General features: G+C 57.4%; 16 protein-coding genes. 6 read left to right on the top strand and 10 right to left on the bottom strand.

Annotated elements, in window-relative coordinates; all coding sequences use genetic code 11:
• Nucleotides 1-35: 35 nt before the first annotated feature.
• The 8 genes from FPY71_RS05035 to FPY71_RS05000 form a co-directional block, all read right to left on the bottom strand.
• Nucleotides 36-1,469 (bottom strand): glycoside hydrolase family 25 protein, encoded by a 1,434-nt coding sequence (locus tag FPY71_RS05035; RefSeq protein WP_149298186.1) that lies wholly within the window; start codon nucleotides 1,467-1,469, stop codon nucleotides 36-38.
• Between the two features lie 293 nt (nucleotides 1,470-1,762).
• Nucleotides 1,763-3,889, bottom strand: a complete 2,127-nt coding sequence (gene glyS / locus FPY71_RS05030) for a glycine--tRNA ligase subunit beta (RefSeq protein WP_149298184.1) — start codon at nucleotides 3,887-3,889, stop codon at nucleotides 1,763-1,765.
• A 117-nt stretch (nucleotides 3,890-4,006) separates the two neighbouring features.
• Nucleotides 4,007-4,897, bottom strand: coding sequence for a KPN_02809 family neutral zinc metallopeptidase (gene ypfJ, locus FPY71_RS05025; protein WP_149298182.1), 891 nt, complete (start codon nucleotides 4,895-4,897; stop codon nucleotides 4,007-4,009).
• Nucleotides 4,898-5,057: 160 nt separating this feature from the next.
• Complete coding sequence (locus FPY71_RS05020; RefSeq protein ID WP_149298180.1) at nucleotides 5,058-5,996, bottom strand: glycine--tRNA ligase subunit alpha; 939 nt, start codon at nucleotides 5,994-5,996, stop codon at nucleotides 5,058-5,060.
• 210 nt (nucleotides 5,997-6,206) lie between these two features.
• On the bottom strand, nucleotides 6,207-6,389 hold the full coding sequence (locus tag FPY71_RS05015) for a hypothetical protein (RefSeq protein WP_149298178.1): 183 nt from the start codon (nucleotides 6,387-6,389) through the stop codon (nucleotides 6,207-6,209).
• 203 nt (nucleotides 6,390-6,592) lie between these two features.
• Nucleotides 6,593-7,444, bottom strand: coding sequence for a S49 family peptidase (locus tag FPY71_RS05010; RefSeq protein WP_246160132.1), 852 nt, complete (start codon nucleotides 7,442-7,444; stop codon nucleotides 6,593-6,595).
• 70 nt (nucleotides 7,445-7,514) lie between these two features.
• On the bottom strand, nucleotides 7,515-8,297 hold the full coding sequence (locus FPY71_RS05005; protein WP_149298176.1) for a tRNA1(Val) (adenine(37)-N6)-methyltransferase: 783 nt from the start codon (nucleotides 8,295-8,297) through the stop codon (nucleotides 7,515-7,517).
• On the bottom strand, nucleotides 8,284-8,502 hold the full coding sequence (locus FPY71_RS05000) for a putative signal transducing protein (protein ID WP_149298174.1): 219 nt from the start codon (nucleotides 8,500-8,502) through the stop codon (nucleotides 8,284-8,286). Before FPY71_RS05000 ends, FPY71_RS05005 begins: the two co-directional genes overlap by 14 nt.
• 136 nt (nucleotides 8,503-8,638) lie before the next feature.
• On the opposite strand from FPY71_RS05000, the gene FPY71_RS04995 reads away from it, so the two are divergent.
• The 5 genes from FPY71_RS04995 (at nucleotide 8,639) to moaB (ending at nucleotide 13,331) form a co-directional block, all read left to right on the top strand.
• Complete coding sequence (locus FPY71_RS04995; protein ID WP_425457867.1) at nucleotides 8,639-9,655, top strand: polyprenyl synthetase family protein; 1,017 nt, start codon at nucleotides 8,639-8,641, stop codon at nucleotides 9,653-9,655.
• A gap of 78 nt (nucleotides 9,656-9,733) precedes the next feature.
• Nucleotides 9,734-9,997 (top strand): hypothetical protein, encoded by a 264-nt coding sequence (locus FPY71_RS04990; protein WP_149298171.1) that lies wholly within the window; start codon nucleotides 9,734-9,736, stop codon nucleotides 9,995-9,997.
• 53 nt (nucleotides 9,998-10,050) lie between these two features.
• Entirely contained in the window at nucleotides 10,051-11,886 is a 1,836-nt protein-coding gene (locus FPY71_RS04985) for a tetratricopeptide repeat protein (RefSeq protein WP_149298169.1), read from the top strand.
• Nucleotides 11,867-12,784 carry a 4-(cytidine 5'-diphospho)-2-C-methyl-D-erythritol kinase gene (locus FPY71_RS04980; RefSeq protein WP_149298167.1) on the top strand — a complete coding sequence of 306 codons (918 nt, stop codon included), beginning with the start codon at nucleotides 11,867-11,869 and terminating at the stop codon, nucleotides 12,782-12,784. The genes FPY71_RS04985 and FPY71_RS04980 overlap by 20 nt, the downstream gene beginning before the upstream one ends.
• Nucleotides 12,785-12,800: 16 nt before the next feature.
• Complete coding sequence (gene moaB, locus FPY71_RS04975) at nucleotides 12,801-13,331, top strand: molybdenum cofactor biosynthesis protein B (RefSeq protein WP_149298165.1); 531 nt, start codon at nucleotides 12,801-12,803, stop codon at nucleotides 13,329-13,331.
• Between the two features lie 5 nt (nucleotides 13,332-13,336).
• Here moaB and FPY71_RS04970 read toward each other — a convergent pair whose 3' ends face one another.
• Nucleotides 13,337-13,915: a glycosyl transferase gene (locus tag FPY71_RS04970; protein WP_149298163.1), complete on the bottom strand. Its 579-nt coding sequence runs from the start codon at nucleotides 13,913-13,915 to the stop codon at nucleotides 13,337-13,339.
• 90 nt (nucleotides 13,916-14,005) lie between these two features.
• Here FPY71_RS04970 and FPY71_RS04965 point away from each other — a divergent pair, with 90 nt between their 5' ends.
• The gene (locus FPY71_RS04965; RefSeq protein ID WP_149298161.1) at nucleotides 14,006-15,160 is read left to right on the top strand and encodes a PA0069 family radical SAM protein; all 1,155 of its coding nucleotides are present in this window, start codon (nucleotides 14,006-14,008) and stop codon (nucleotides 15,158-15,160) included.
• Between the two features lie 78 nt (nucleotides 15,161-15,238).
• Here FPY71_RS04965 and FPY71_RS04960 read toward each other — a convergent pair whose 3' ends face one another.
• A complete protein-coding gene (locus FPY71_RS04960; RefSeq protein ID WP_246160167.1) occupies nucleotides 15,239-15,862 on the bottom strand; it encodes a ribonuclease HII in 624 nt (207 codons plus the stop codon).
• Between the last annotated feature and the right edge of the window lie 87 nt (nucleotides 15,863-15,949).

The following is a 15,949-nucleotide window of genomic DNA, read 5'->3' as shown; positions in this document are numbered from 1 at the left end:
CACAAACCAATATGGACTTGATTGGCGACGTAATTTTACTGTGTGACCTCAAAAGCCGAAGCCACACGCCCACCGCTCAGCATCAGGCTTTCCAGTGCTGAAGCTGCACCGGTCAACCGGCCGCCACGTTCTGTGGCAAGATCGGTCAGCGCAGTCACCGGTACGGCTGCGTCCTTAGCCGTTGCCTTGGCTTGAGCCTGTGCGGCCTGTGCGGCCTGTGCCTTTTTCATCTGCTCAATAATGAAAGAGCGAGCCTCTTCCGGTATGCGCGGTGCGCTTGCCAGTTGCAGCGGCGGAGAGGCCTGCAACAGGGAAGACAATCGGCTTGGTGCTTCCTGAGCGGGAACATCATCGGTCAAGGCGTTCCAGACGCGGCGCATCCGCATTTCAAACCTGTCCATTGAGTCCAGCAGTGAAGCAAACATGCCCACTGGAGCGTGGTCGCCCGGCATATCCGGATCGACCTTTGGTCCGCGTGTCAGCGATGACAGTATAGGCTGGTTCGGCTTGCCGGCATGCTCACGCCGCGCAGCTTCGGAAAGCAAGGCCAGCGGATCAACGCGCCCGGCGTCTACTGCATTGTAGGCGCTGACCATCAGTGTCGGCTCAGTTTCATTCTTCCGCTGGGTCAACTCACCGAATGGCCAGGCCTTTTTCAGCTCCGCGACGCTCAGCGGCGAAACATTCACGTCAATATCGGTCTTTGCGCCATTAACCCGGTAAGGGCACGAGCGGTCATTGCAATTGTGCATCGAGGAAAACTGCCACAGGGCATAGCTTGGCCAGCTATCCTGAGGGAAAAGCCCGGTAATGTCGTCCCGGTAGCGGGCATACCAGAGTGGCAGGCGGGACAGGAGCGGGTAAGTCTCGCGGTTCTTGTCCACATAGGCAGCAGTTGAGCCGTTGGTGTAAAGCACCGGATACCGGCCCGTGCGGATCTTGATCTGGTCGGCGAAGATTTCAGCATCTGCCAGCGACATCCACTCAGAGGTGTTGTCCTCAATATCAATGGCGATCAGTTCATCATCGCTTGGCTCGGCAAATTCCAGAAAATGGTCTGCCTGCTCGCGCGGGTTGCCAGGGCGGCCCAGATGATACGCGCCCCATTTCAGGCCAAGCTGCTTGGCCATGGTGCGGCGTGTCTGATAAAGTTCCTTGGTAACGGAGTATTTCCACCACCGATTTTTGCAAAGGTTTTCGTCGTCGCCTGTTAGTCCCCGGCAAGACCATGCCGGTGGCATGCCGTCCGAGGCCTTGTTGATAAATCCGGCAATGCGCTTGTCGCTTGTCAGTTCAAGCCAATCAATCGGGTTGAACTCATAGGCATCGATCACCAAAGCGCGGTCGGCATTTTTCCAGGGCTCGTTCCACAGCGCCATTGCTGGCGATGACAAACCAATAACTGCCCCGGCAGCAAGTGCCGTGATCCAACGCGTTGCGGCCTTTAACGCCGCAGCCGGACTTTGCATAAATTAGGCCCCCTCGTCTCCATCGCACTGCGGTAAACGCTTTCCGAATCGGTCCGCGAACAGAGAAGTAAGATATTTTTTGCTGCCATTTCAGCAGCTTATGCCATCTCATTCTGGCGAGTTAAGGGCAGAATAGGTGCAAAGAAGTGTCTTTTTCCTTAACGGAACCTTGATGCGAAACCTATGATTGTAAATGTACGAGCGTCTGCAGAAGCGAAAAACACCTGTAAACGCTCTAATACTGCACTTTGCAGCTTGCGTGGCTCCGGCTCTTCAACTTTTACTGATCGAAATTATCCGGCAATCCGCGAGAAATCAGCTACCTGTTCGGTTGCTGTGCGAATGCGTGCCAGCAATGCCAGCCGGTTGGCACGAACATCCGGGTTTTCCGCATTGACCAGCACTTTTTCAAAAAAGGCATCAGCCGGTGCGCGCAATGTGGCAAGGGCTGCTGCCGCTGCCGGGTAGTTTTCGCTGCTCACCGCCTGCTCAACCGCAGTTTCTGTCGCCACAATCGCTTCCAGCAGCGCGGTTTCCTCTGCCTCTTCAAACAAGCCGGCATCAACTGCTGCGGCAACTGCTGTGCCCTTCTTTTCTTCCGCTGCCAGAATATTGGCTGCCCGCCGATAGGCGGCCAGAAGGTTGCGGCCATCTTCCGTGTCCAGCATCAACCCCAAGGCAGCAACCCGGCGCGAAAGGTCAACCAGATCATCCTTGCTGTCATCGGCAGAACCGTACAGCACCGCATCCACCAGATCGTGACGGGCCCCGCTGTCGCGAAGCTGCACCTTCAGCCGATCATGAAAGAATGCCAGCAAATCCCCTGCGGGAATGAACTGCCCAAGCCGCAGGCGGATGTTGTTATCAAGCAGAATGCGGATGACACCCAGTGCAGCGCGGCGCAATGCGTAAGGGTCTTTGGAGCCGGTGGGCTTTTCGTCAATCGACCAGAAACCGGCAAGGGTATCCAGCTTGTCGGCCAGCGCCACAGTCGCAGCAACGCTATCGGTTGGCACCCTGTCCCCAGGCCCCAGTGGCTTATAGTGGTCTTCAATTGCGCTCTGCACGCTGTCCGCTTCACCTTGCAGCGCCGCGTATTTGCGGCCCATCAGCCCCTGCAACTCCGGAAATTCGCCCACGGCTTCGGTGGTCAGATCGGCTTTGGCCAACACCGCCGCCCTGCGTGTCAGCTCCACATCAGCGCCGGTCAGCGGCGCCAGCGCCACGGCCAGATCGGCCATGCGGCGCACCCGCTGGCCCTGCGTTCCCAGTTTGGCATGAAAGGTTACATTCAGCGCATCCAGCTTGGCCATACGCTGGTCCAGTGGCTTGGCAAGCTCAAGACCAAATTTTCCGGCAGCATCCTGCAACACAGTCTGGTCAGGAAGCGCGCCCTGGTCGGTCTGCCAGAAATACAGCGCGTCGGAAAGCCGCGCTCTGACAACCTTGCCATTGCCACGGGCAATTTCCGCTCCGCCATCGCTGGCATCTATATTGGCCACCAGCAGAAATTTGTCAGCCAGCCCCTCACCGTCCCGGTGGCGGGTGACAAAGCATTTCTGATTGGTGCGAATTGTCAGCTGGATCATTTCGGCCGGAATGGACAGAAAGGCCGGATCGAAAGACCCCATCAGCACCACCGGCCATTCCACCAGACCACTGACCTCTTCCAGCAACCCCTCATCGGCCAGAACTTCCAGCCCTTGTGCAAAGGCCAGTGTTTCAGCGTCGGTTTGGATAATCTGCTTGCGGCGCTCCGCATCCAGCACCACGCGGGCTTTTTCCAGCTTTGCCACATAGTCGTCAAACCGGCGGACAGCGAATTCCTCCGGCGCGTGGAAGCGGTGGCCCACCGTGGTGTTGCCGGACTGTATGCCCGCAACCTCGAACGGCACGACAACGGTTTCGCCATTTTCCGGGCCGAACAGACAGATGATCGATTGCAGCGGGCGCACCCAGCGCAGACTTCCCGGCTCGCGAGAGGCAGCGCCCCAGCGCATGGATTTCGGCCACGGAAAATCGCGGATAATGCCAGGCATGATGTCGGCAATGATCTCTTCCGCCAAACGACCCGGACGTTCGATTACCGCAACGTAGAACTCACCTTTTTTGCCGTCCGACCGCTTTTCAGCCTGCTCAATCGAGATCAAGCCAGCCCCGCGCAGGAAGCCTTCAATGGCCTTTTCCGGTGCATCGGTGCGCGGGCCCTTGCGCTCTTCCCGCACATCGCGTGAGCGCGCTTCCAACCCGCGAAGATCCAGCACCAGGCGGCGCGGCGTCCAGTATTCGCGCGCGCCATCATAGGTCAGACCGGCTTCCACCAGCGCATCAGTTACCAGTTTCTTCAGATCGCCAGCAGCCTTGCGCTGCATGCGAGCAGGAATTTCCTCGGAACAAAGCTCAAGAAGCAGATCGGGCATGACTCATACTTTCCACCCGTCCTGCGGCAGACAGGTTGGCACTGGGCCGGTGTTAACGTGAACTGGTCAATCCGACACCATAGCCGCGCTGTCAAGGCAAAGCGGTGGCAGAGGCGGTTATAACCGCCCCTGAAATGTGTCGCACTGATCGGTGTCGCCAGTTTCATAGCCCCGGCTGAACCATTCTTTGCGCTGCGCGGAAGTGCCATGCGTAAAGCTGTCCGGCACCACTTCGCCCTGCGTGCGGCGTTGCAGCGTGTCATCGCCAATCTGTGTGGCGGCATTCAAAGCCGATTCAATGTCGCCCGGCTCCAGATAACCGGCTTCAAACGTGTCATGCGCCCACACCCCGGCAAAGCAGTCTGCCTGCAATTCCGTCAACACCGATATTGCATTGGCATCAGACGGCGAAAGCTGCTGACGCAGCTGCATTGTGCGCGGCAATACGCCAATCAGGTTTTGCACATGATGCCCGACTTCATGCGCAATCACATAAGCCTGTGCAAACTCGCCCGGCGCCTGAAGCTGTGTTGCCAACTGCCGGAAAAATGAAAGGTCAATGTAAACCTGGCGGTCGGCGGGGCAGTAAAACGGACCGCTGGCAGAGCCGGCCATACCGCAGGCAGACTGCACCGAACCGGTGAACAGCACCAGCTTTGGCTCAGTATAGCTTGATCCCGATTCGGAAAAACGCCGGTTCCACGTGTCTTCGGTATCGGCCAGAACCGTCGCGACAAAATCGCGGGCCTCGTCATCGCCACGCGGGCCTGCCGGGTTCTGCGTGGCGGTTTGCGTGGTCGGGGCGCCGCCGCCGCCGTCCAACCCCAGCAAAGTCAGCGGGTTAATGCCAAATCCCAGCCACAAAATGCCGATGATGATCAGAAAGCCGATGCCGCCGCCACCGCCCGCTCGCACGGGAATGCGCATCGGCCCACCAAAGCCGCCGCCGCCACCGGCACCGCGTCGGTCTGAAACATTGGTGCTTTGCCTGCGGCCTTTCCAAAGCATGCCATTCTCCTGCTAGAGCATTTGTCGTTGAAACTGTTCCGTTTGAACGGCAAGGCAATGGGACAAAACAAAATTGGATTGTCTGAGGTGATTGGAAGATCATTGCAGACAATCTGACTACCCGAATAAAGGCACAACCACAGGCATAAAATCAACTGCCTCAAATGGCGGTGGCACCGCCTGCTTCGGTCAGCAGAAATGCCTCGCCGCACGCCTTCGCAAGGGAGCGTACGCGCAGAATGTAGCTCTGGCGTTCTGTTACGGAAATAACGCCGCGCGCATCAAGCAGGTTGAAGACGTGGCTGGCCTTGATCGTCTGGTCATAGGCGGGCAAAACACAGCGATGCAAAGCGCTTGCGCTGTCTGGCGCGCCTGCTGCCAGCAATGCCAGGCATTCGCGTTCGGCATCTTCAAAATGCTTCAGCAGAACTGCGGTGTTGGCATATTCAAAATTGTACCGCGAATATTCCTGCTCAGCCTGCAGAAACACGTCGCCATAGGTTACCTTTTCGTCGCCTTCCCGCCCGTTGAAGTTCAGCTCATAAACATTGTCGACATTCTGAACATACATTGCGAGCCGCTCCAGCCCGTATGTCAGTTCTCCTGCAACGGGAGAGCACTCTATGCCGCACACCTGCTGAAAATAGGTGAACTGCGAAACTTCCATTCCGTCGCACCAGCATTCCCAGCCCAGGCCCCACGCGCCGAGTGTCGGGCTTTCCCAGTCATCTTCCACGAAGCGTATGTCGTGCGTCAGCTGGTCCACGCCAATGGCGCTGAGTGAACCGAGATACAGTTCCTGCAAATTGGCAGGATTGGGCTTGAGGATAACCTGATACTGATAATAGTGCTGCAGCCGGTTCGGGTTTTCGCCATAGCGCCCATCTTTCGGCCGGCGGGATGGCTGCACATAGGCGGCATTCCAGCGTTTTGGCCCCAGTGCGCGCAATGTGGTTGCGGGGTGAAAGGTGCCGGCCCCCACTTCCATGTCATAGGGTTGCAGAATGACGCAGCCAAAATCTGCCCAATAGCGGTGCAAAGCCAAAATCAAGCCCTGGAACGAGCGTTCCGGGCGCATATGAAGAGGCAGGTCGGACATGGCAAGCGGCTTTCAGAGCTGGACTATCGCCCGGAGTTGCCATGCGTGCGGCGGACCGGTCAAGTGCCCTAAAGCATTTCTCGTTGAAACGGTCACGTTTCAACGGCAAGACAATGCGACAAAACAAAAGGTTTTCACATTTCTCGTTGAAACGGTTACGTTTCACGGCAAGACAATGAGGTGAGGAGCAGCTTCCGACAGTTGCAAGGCTCAATCGATGTTGGGCCGATACACTCCATCCTCGCCGCGCACCAATGTGCCATGAGCCTGATTTTTCAGCTCTGCTTCGGTTTGCCGGTTGCGCGCAGACAGACGTGCAGCCTCTTTCTGCATGCGCCGCACACCATAATAGGCAGCGGCTCCCACAAGGCCCAGCAAAATCAGAGGTGGCATCAGACTAACCATGGCTTTCCACTGGAGCATTTCTGGTTGAAACGGTACTGTTTCAACGACCAGACAATGCGACGAAACAAGGCGTCAGGGCATTTCATTTGACTTAAGGATCAAATGAAATGCCCTGGATTGAAAAACAGCTTCACCCGCCATTGGTACGAAAGCAAGGCAAAGCGCTTCACAAAACTGAAAAATGCCAGCCCTTACAGGCCGTATCGCCCCCAGAGCGATTTTTCCTCGGCCACGTCTGCAAGGTTGCGCACCAGCGCAGCACTCCTGGCTTCAGCACCAAACCCAACCAGCCCGCTGAAAAAGCCCTTCTTCGCCTGAATAACCTCCAGCTCGACGTCTTCGCCGAAACGCTCGGTCAACACTCCGTGCAGATCGCCCAACCTGTCTACCAGGCCAAGCTCCAGCCCCTTGCCGCCGGACCAGAAGAGGCCCGAGAACAATTCAGGGTCATTGGCCAGTTTGTCGCCCCGGCTTTTGCGCACAAGATCAATGAAAATGGCATGTATATCCAGTTGCAAGCTTTTCAAATGCGCTACATCTTCAGGCTTTTCAGGCTGGAACGGGTCCAGCGTCGCCTTGTTCTGACCGGCAGTGTAAACGCGCCGTTCCACGCCGATGCGCCGGATCAGGTCCACAAAACCAAACCCGCCGGACACCACACCGATAGATCCGACAATGCTGGAAGGATCAGCGATGATTTCATCGCCCGCACAGGCAATCATATAGCCGCCAGACGCAGCAACATCTTCGCAGAATACCAGCACCTTCTTGTCGTGCTTGGCAGCCAGTTCACGAATGCGTCGATAAATCAGCCGCGACTGCACAGGCGAGCCGCCGGGAGAATTCACCTCAATCGCAACAACTGGCGCTTTGGAACGCTCAAACGCTTTTTTGAGAAGCGGTGCCACCGCTGCCATGGAAACAGACTGTCGCCCCATGCCGGCGCTGCCAGCCATTATGGCACCGTGCAACCGCACAACAGGTATCAGCACTTTTTTCTTGCGGAAACGCTTGGGTAAAAGCTTTTGAACAAATCTGGCCACGCGGCGACTCTTCTCTTTCTATTGTCGTCTGTGTGCAGATAGGCATTGCAGGCCCCTGGCGCAAATGCCGTCAAACATCCAGTTGCAACGTGCCTGCGCCCAGCGCCTGAGCTTGTGGATTGAGCGACCCTTCGCCATTGCGCAGCGCAAGTTCCGGCAAAATGCGCAGTGGCGCTCGAGAGCCGCGCACACCGGCCAATAGAATGCGGCTTGCAGCAGTGCCGGGGCGCGTGTGCACCGGGCGAATGGAAACTTTGCCGAACCTCCCCGGAAGCGCGGCCAGCACCTGGGTGAGATTGTCGGGTTGCAGCACCATCACCATTTGCCCGCCGATCCGGCACAGCCCTGCTGCAACGCTGATCCAGCGCAGCAAGAATTCGTCATCCGGCATCGACAATGCCGCCCGTCGCACGTCGTCCGGCGAAGCGCGGTGGTCATGAGCGTAAAATGGTGGATTGGTCAGCACATAGTCAAACGCGCCGTCCCTTAGCCCTGCCGCCTCGCGCGCAATGCGCGTCGCCGTCAGGTCAATCTGTGTGAAGGTCACGCGGCTTGAAACACCCGCATTCTGCGGCAGCGCAATCGACTCCTGCGCCGCCACCGCCATGGCATCATCCAGCTCGGCCAGCGTTACCGTCAAGCCCGATGCGCGCGTGGCCGCAGCAATGCCGATTGCTCCGGCTCCTGCCCCCATATCCAGCGCTTTGCCTTGCCAGTCTGCCCGCACGCACGCAGCCACCAGCATGGCATCCAAACCGGAACGGTGCCCCACGGCAACCGGCTGTGCCAGATAGAATGCGCCATGCCAGAATGCATCAACCCGGGTGGCAATAGCTGTGTCAGCGCAGCTCATGGGCCAGGTCAGCCTCCACCAGCAGGGCCTTGGCCTCCTCTGCCCGGTCACTGTCCACCATGATCCGGCGCGGCAGGACCCCTATTGAGCCATCCAGAATGCTCATATGCGAGTCGGCAATGAAATGGCCGATGCCCGCCTCTTTCAGCAGCACCTCGACAAACGAAATCAAAACCGCATCATTGGATCGTAACAATTCTTCCATGGCCGCACTCGGCACCAAAATTGCCGGTTCTGCAAGAACTTCCATCACATTTATCGCGAATAGGGCGTTAAATGCCAACTTGCTGCTTGCCGCTCGCCCTGCTGATGTTTATTCCCGGCATGTCAAACGGAGTGACATCGTGAGCGTTGCAAATTCCGTCAGCCAAGCTGCGGCCCGCCCGGCCATCACGTCCATCGTGGACCTGACCCGCGCCGACATGGACCGCGTGAATGCGCTGATTCTTTCGATGGCCGGGTCTAATGTGGAACTCATTCCAGAGATCGCGGACCATCTCATTTCCTCGGGCGGAAAGCGTCTTCGCCCGATGCTGACACTCGCCTCAGCACAGGCCTTTGGCTATACGGGCGAAGGGCATATCAAACTTGCCGCCAGCGTGGAATTTTTGCACACCGCCACCCTGCTGCACGACGATGTGGTTGATGAAAGCGATCTGCGCCGCGGCAAAAAAACTGCTCGCATGATCTGGGGCAATCAGGCCAGCGTGCTTGTAGGCGACTATCTGCTCGGCCAGGCCTTCAAAATGATGGTTGAAGTCGGCTCTCTGCGCGCGCTTGCCATTCTTTCCAATGCATCTGCCGTCATTGCCGAAGGTGAAGTCTGGCAGCTTTCTGCTGCGCAGAAAATGACCACCACGGAAGCTGATTATCTGGCGGTGATCGAGGCCAAAACCGCAGCACTCTTTGCTGCCGCAACCGAGGTTGGGCCGGTCATTGCCCAAGCAAGTGAAGAGCACATTGCCAGCTTGCGCGCCTATGGCAACGCTTTGGGCCTCGCCTTCCAGCTTGTTGACGATATTCTGGACTATGGCGGCACATCTGCCGCCCTTGGAAAAAATGTCGGCGATGATTTCCGTGAAGGAAAAATCACTCTTCCCGTCATTCTGGCTTACCAGAAAGGCAATGAGGACGATCGCGCCTTCTGGCGCGATGCAATGGAAAACGGCGCGAATGATGATCAAGCCCTTGCCCGCGCAATGCAGTTGATGGAAAAGCACGGCGCTCTGGAAGAAACCCGCCAACGCGCAATTGCCTATGGTCGGGAAGCGATGGACTCACTGAATGTGCTCGATCCTTCGCCTTCACGACAAGCTCTGGCCGATGTTGTCGAATTCTGCGTCGACCGAATCAATTAAGCCGCAGCACTGACCGCAGTTTCGATCTGCTCACTGTTTTGATGCGGCGTGACCGTTCAGTCTGGCTGGAAAGCTGGCATGTCTCACCGCATTTATGGGATGTTGGAAGAGTTTTTCTGGCTGCAAAACTGGCCTTTCTCACTGCATTTATGCGACCCCAAACGATTCCGTCTGGCTGCAAAATTGGCTTTTCTCACCGCATTTATGCGACGCCAGACGATTCCGTCTGGCTGCAAAATTGGCTTTTCTCACCGCATTTATGCGACGCCAGACGATTCCGTCTGGCTGCAAAATGCTATAAGCCCTAAAAACGTCATTCTACCCGCTGATAATCACAGCTAACGAGCTTTGCTCAAAAACCAAAACGGCTTCTCCAGCCCAAGAGGACGCAACCCGTGCAGACATCCGGTACGTTTAAAGTCGCCCTGGCTCTGACCCTCTCGGCCCTCCTTTTCCCCCTTCCCGCCTCGGCCCTCAGCAAAAACGAAACCCCGCATCTGGCCCGCGCCGAGCCCGGAATAAACGCTCAGTCCCTTTCCGGCGCCTACCTTGCCGCAAAAGCCGCCCAGTCCGAAGGCGCGCTGGATGAAGCCAGTCGCTACTACGAAAAAGCCCTGACCATTGATCCAACCGCCCGCCCCGTGCAGGTGGAAGCCATGTTTGCCTTTTTGGCCGATGGCCGGTTTGACCAGGGCGCCGAACTTGCTTCAAAACTGCTCGATGACAGCGACGCCGGAAAAGTTGCCCGCATTGCCCTTGGCATTGAAGCCCTGCGTGATGGCGAATACGACGCAGCGATCAATCATTTCGATCTGTCCGACTCCAGCGAACTGGACCAGTTGCTGCTCGGCCACCTGTCCGCCTGGGCTCAAGTTGGCAAAGGCGATAGTGAAGGTGCCATTCGCCGCCTTGATGAGTTGAAAGGCCCGCCATGGTTCGCGATTTTCAATCTCTATCAAAAGGGCCTGATTTACGATTATTCCGGTCAGCCGGATGAAGCCCGGCGGGTTCTGAAGATTTTGCTGGATGACAAATCCTCGGTGCAGACATCGCCTGACACCTACCTTGCCGCCTCTGAGGCCATGGGCCGAATTGAACTTGCGGCAGGCAATACAGAGGCCGCTCTCGCTGGCACTGAATATGGTCTGGCTCTGGCTCCGGCCTATGATCCGCTTCTGTTTCTGAACAAAGCCATTGAGGCGAAGGAAACCGTGCAACCGCCTGTTGCCACCGTGCAGGAAGGCGCGGCGGAGGCGCTGTTTGTGCTCGGTCAGGTGATCAATCGTGGTGACGGCCAACAGGTTGCCCTGCTCTATTTTCAGCTTGCCGACGCCCTGAACGAAAACTCATCCCCCAAACTGCTGAGCTCTCTGGCAGCCAGTGCCGAGCAGGGCAAGCAGATCGACCGCGCAATTCGCTATTATGAGCAGATTCCGGAAAACTCGGCCTATCGCCGCACGGCGGATCTGCAAATGGGACTGGATCTCTGGTTCTCTGACCGCAAGGAAGAGGGCAAGACTCTTCTGGCAAAGGCTATTGCAGATCACCCTGAGGATTTGCAGTCGCACCTCGCCTATGCTGACGTGCTTTCCGCCGACAAGGAATATACCAAATCCTCGGAAATTCTGGCCCGCGCTCTTGAGCTGGCACCCGAGAACGGCCCTCAGAATTGGAACATTTATTACCAGACCGGCATTGCGTTTGAACGTTTGAAAGAGTGGGACAAGGCTGAACCAAACTTTCGCAAAGCGCTGGAGCTTTCACCTGATCAGCCACAGGTCTTGAACTATCTGGGTTATTCGCTGGTCGATATGGACCGCAATCTCGATGAAGGTCTGGACATGATCCGCAAGGCCGTGCGGCTGCGCCCCAATGATGGATATATCATCGATTCACTGGGCTGGGCTTACTACCGCCTGGGCCGCTATGACGATGCGGTGACACAGCTTGAACGTGCAGTGCTCATCACTCCTTCGGACCCAACCATCAACGACCATCTTGGCGATGCCTATTGGCAGGTGGAGCGTTTCCGCGAAGCCCGTTTTCAATGGCAGCGTGCATTGGACGGCACCCCCGCACCGGAAGACAATGTGGTGGCCGATATCAAGGAAAAGCTTGAAAACGGCCTGACCCCGGCGAAAGAGGATTCCGGCGAAACCGCACCTGATAAGCCGCTACCGGAAAAGCGCGCTTTGGCCGATCAGCCAGCAGATGACACAAGCGCTAACTGAGGCACCCGTGCCGGGAATTGATTTGAAGCCCGGCATTGAAAGATCGGCAACAGCCTGCGCCAAGCTGAACCTGTCGCTGCATGTGGTCGGGCGCCGGGCAGACGGATATCACCTGCTGGAAAGTCTGGTGGTCTTTGTGGAGACAGGCGACGAGCTGACGATTTCTTCTGCCCCCGCCGACACACTGGACATTTCTGGCCCCTTTGCCGGCTCCCTGCAGGGTGGCCCGAACATCCTGCACCAGGCACTGACCCTTTTGCGGACTGCAGCATCGCAATGCGCTTCATTGGTGCCGCCTCTGGCCATCCACCTGCGCAAGAATCTTCCCGTAGCGTCTGGTATCGGTGGCGGCTCGGCAGATGCGGCGGCGCTTTTGCGCATGCTTCTGCCCGGCCTTCCGAAGCCTGCTCAGATTCACGTCGCAACGGCCTGTGTGCAATTGGGCGCTGATGTTCCAATGTGCCTGCTTCAGCAGCCAGCAATAGCGCGGGGTGTTGGTGAGAACCTGCAACCGCTGCCAAACATGCCACGCTTGCCCATTGTCATGGTCAATCCGGGGATTGCGGTGTCCACGCCGGTCATTTTCGGCCGGCTGGAACAGCGAAACAACGCACCGATGCAGCCGGTGCCGGATATCGGCTTTGCAACTGCCAGCGAACTGCTGGCATTTCTTGCGGCTTCACGCAACGATCTGCAACTGCCCGCTTCGCAACTGGCACCAGAAATTCTGACTGCACTTGCGGCTTTGGATTTTGCCGGCGCGCGGCTTTCCCGGATGTCCGGTTCCGGTGCAACCGTGTTTGGAATTTTCGAAACCGGGCAGGCTGCAGATCATGCAGCCAGAACGCTGGCACACAGCCACCCTGCGTGGTGGGTTAAAGCGACAACAACCCTCTGAATTGAAAGGCCACGGCATGACCAAAGAACGCGAGTTCATTCCGCTTTCCATCGCCGTGCTGACAATTTCGGACACCCGTACAAGGGCAGACGACCGATCTGGCGATACGTTGACTGACAGGCTTGAGGCGGCCGGGCACAAGCTGGCCGACCGCAGAATTGTCGCTGACGACATTGCGGCTATTCGCGAGGCCGTCACGGGATGGGCCAAAGACCCGTCAGTTGATGTGGTTCTGACAACAGGCGGAACAGGCCTGACGGACCGAGACGTAACGCCCGATGCACTGGAGCCGCTGTTCGACAAGCGGATTGATGGTTTCTCGGCTGTGTTTCACCGCGTATCCTTTGATACGATCGGCGTTTCCACTGTGCAATCGCGCGCCACCGCCGGCGTCATTTCATCAACTTTTGTGTTTGTGCTGCCCGGCTCCCCGGGAGCATGCCGTGACGCATGGGATAAAATTCTGCTGGCGCAACTGGATCACCGCCACAAGCCCTGCAACTTCGTCGAGATCATGCCACGGCTCGGACACTCCCGCTTATCCTGAAATCTTTATTGGGACAGACGCTGCGGCAGTTTGGGTTCACCCTGTGCCGGCCTTATGCGAATATCGGCATCCAGCAATTGCGGGCGTGCCAGCCGTACCAGACCCGCCGGCTCACCCACCGAACGCGCAAAGGCCACGCCATCACGCTTGCGCAGAATAAGCCCGCCGGACAGCAGATTGCGCCGCAGACGCAGCCCCTGCCAAAGCGACGATCTGTCCTGCCGCGCAACACGAAACCGCGCAGCCTGTCGGTTTGCAGCGCCTTCGGCTGCATCGCCCAGAAAATGTGAAACGGCATCCACCCAGCCGCGCAGCGGTTTGGATCCGCACTCCAGAAGCATGACCCAATCACATTTCGCCATGGTCAGGCATTCGGACAGTGTTTCCGTGCGCACCTGGCAGCCTGCGTCTTCAGCCACCCGCAGGGCCGAAACACCCATTCCCCGGTCCACCACCACCACATCAGCCACAAGCCCTTCTACAGCGCCCGGTACCAGCGCCGACAGAGTTGCGGAAAGAAGGATTGGCTCATCGCGAGCTTCGATCAACACAGACAACATGATCTTCGAATAGCCCAGCTTCAAAAAGAAATCCAGATCACCTTTCTAATGCGTGTTCTTGATTTGTTCTGATGCGCGTACTATTTATCAGGTCTGTTCTCCAAGGATTTGACCATGCGGGAAATATCAACGGCAGACCGTGCAGCCTTCGCCTCCGGCAATATGGATATGGCGGACTATATTGTGGCGCAATCCGGCCTGCGCATTGGGTTTGACAGACGGCGCGGGCGCGGTTCCGCACTGAATCCATCTGGCAGGTTTGAGCCCTTCAGCCATGCCAGCTTTGATGATGGTTGGGACAGTCTTGAGGATCTTCCGGCATTCAAAACCGAGGTTCAGGTCGAAAAGCCGAAAACAATTATCACACGCAATTCATCGCCCGATATTTCTTTTGACCGGTCCATCAACCCATATCGCGGTTGCGAGCATGGTTGCATCTACTGTTTTGCGCGCCCAAGCCATGCCTATATGGGCCTCTCACCCGGGTTGGACTTTGAGTCCCGGCTGTTTGCCAAGCCCGATGCGGCCTCCCTTCTTGAAGCAGAGCTTTCCAAGCCGGGTTACAAGGTGCGCACAATTGCAATTGGCACCAACACAGACCCCTACCAGCCGGTCGAAAAGGACTGGGGCATCATGCGTCAGATATTGGAGGTGCTGGAAGCGACCAATCACCCGGTTGGAATTGTAACCAAATCCGCTCTTGTCACCCGAGATATCGATATTTTGTCACGCATGTCAGCCAAGGGATTGGTCAAGGTGGCGTTGTCAATCACCACTATGGACCGCAAGCTGGCCCGCACTATGGAGCCGCGGGCAGCCACTGCCGCCAGACGGCTTGACGCGGTTCGCCAGCTTAGCGAAGCGGGCATTCCGACGATGGTTATGACCGCGCCGATTATTCCCGGCCTTACAGACTCGGAAATTGAGAAGCTGCTGGAAGCAGCACAGACCGCTGGGGCAAAAGAAGTCGGTTACGTTCTGTTGCGTTTGCCGCTGGAGGTGGCCCCCTTGTTCAAGGATTGGCTGCTGCGCCATTACCCGGACCGTTACCGCCATGTTTTGACGCTGATGCGCTCCATGCGCGATGGTAAGGACTATGATGCCGAATGGGGCAAGAGAATGCGCGGGAGCGGCCCTTACGCCATGCTGATACACCGGCGGTTTGAGCTTGCAGCGCGCAGGCTTGGGTTGAACGAAAACCGCACCCGTCTGAACACCGATCTGTTCACTCCACCCAAGGGCAGCGGCGTGCAGCTTTCCTTACTCTGAAGCATTGTCGTTTTGCGCTGGCCAGCCGTTTAAACCGGTCTGGTCAGACGAGACAGGCTGGTTCACAGACAGCAACAATCAGATCAGCAACGGATCCTCCACCCGAATGGGCCGAAAGCTCATACGGTGGTAGCGGCAGGGACCATGAAGCTGAATGGCTGTCAGATGCGCTGGCGTGCCATAGCCCATATGCTGGCCAAACCCATAGGCGGGAAAGGTGTGGCATAGCCGCTGCATCATTCTGTCTCGCGTGACTTTCGCCACAATGGATGCTGCCGCAATCGAGAGCGAGCGGGCGTCTCCCCCCACGACAGCGGTGCCACGCAGTGCCAGCAAAGGCGGCACATCCCGCCCATCCACCAGCGCATGGCAAGGCCGCATCGCAAGCCCGCGATAGGCTCTGGACATGGCCAGAAGGGTGGCTTGTCGAATATTGATCTGGTCAATTTCCGCCGCACTGGCGGAGGCAACGGAAATAGTGGCAAAGCGCAACAGCTCGGCAAACAGTGCTTCACGACTGGCAGCATCCAGTTGCTTCGAATCATTCAGCCCGTCTGGAATAGAATCCGCGTTCAAAATGACGGCAGCGGCCACCACCGGTCCTGCCAAAGGTCCCCGTCCCGCTTCATCAATTCCGGCGATCGCATGCGAGCCGAGCGCCATTTGCGCCTGCTCCAGCAGAAAATTCGGCCCTGCCTTCATTGGTTTGTTCGCCAATGAACTCTGCTTAACACCAACCGAGGAATCAGATTTTCGCATCGCCATAGAATAACAGCTCTACCGGATGTC

It is taken from the genome of Aureimonas fodinaquatilis (assembly GCF_008369445.1).
GTDB lineage: Bacteria > Pseudomonadota > Alphaproteobacteria > Rhizobiales > Rhizobiaceae > Aureimonas > Aureimonas fodinaquatilis.
Note: the sequence above shows the minus strand (reverse complement) of the source record. Positions and strands in the feature narration are given on the sequence as shown.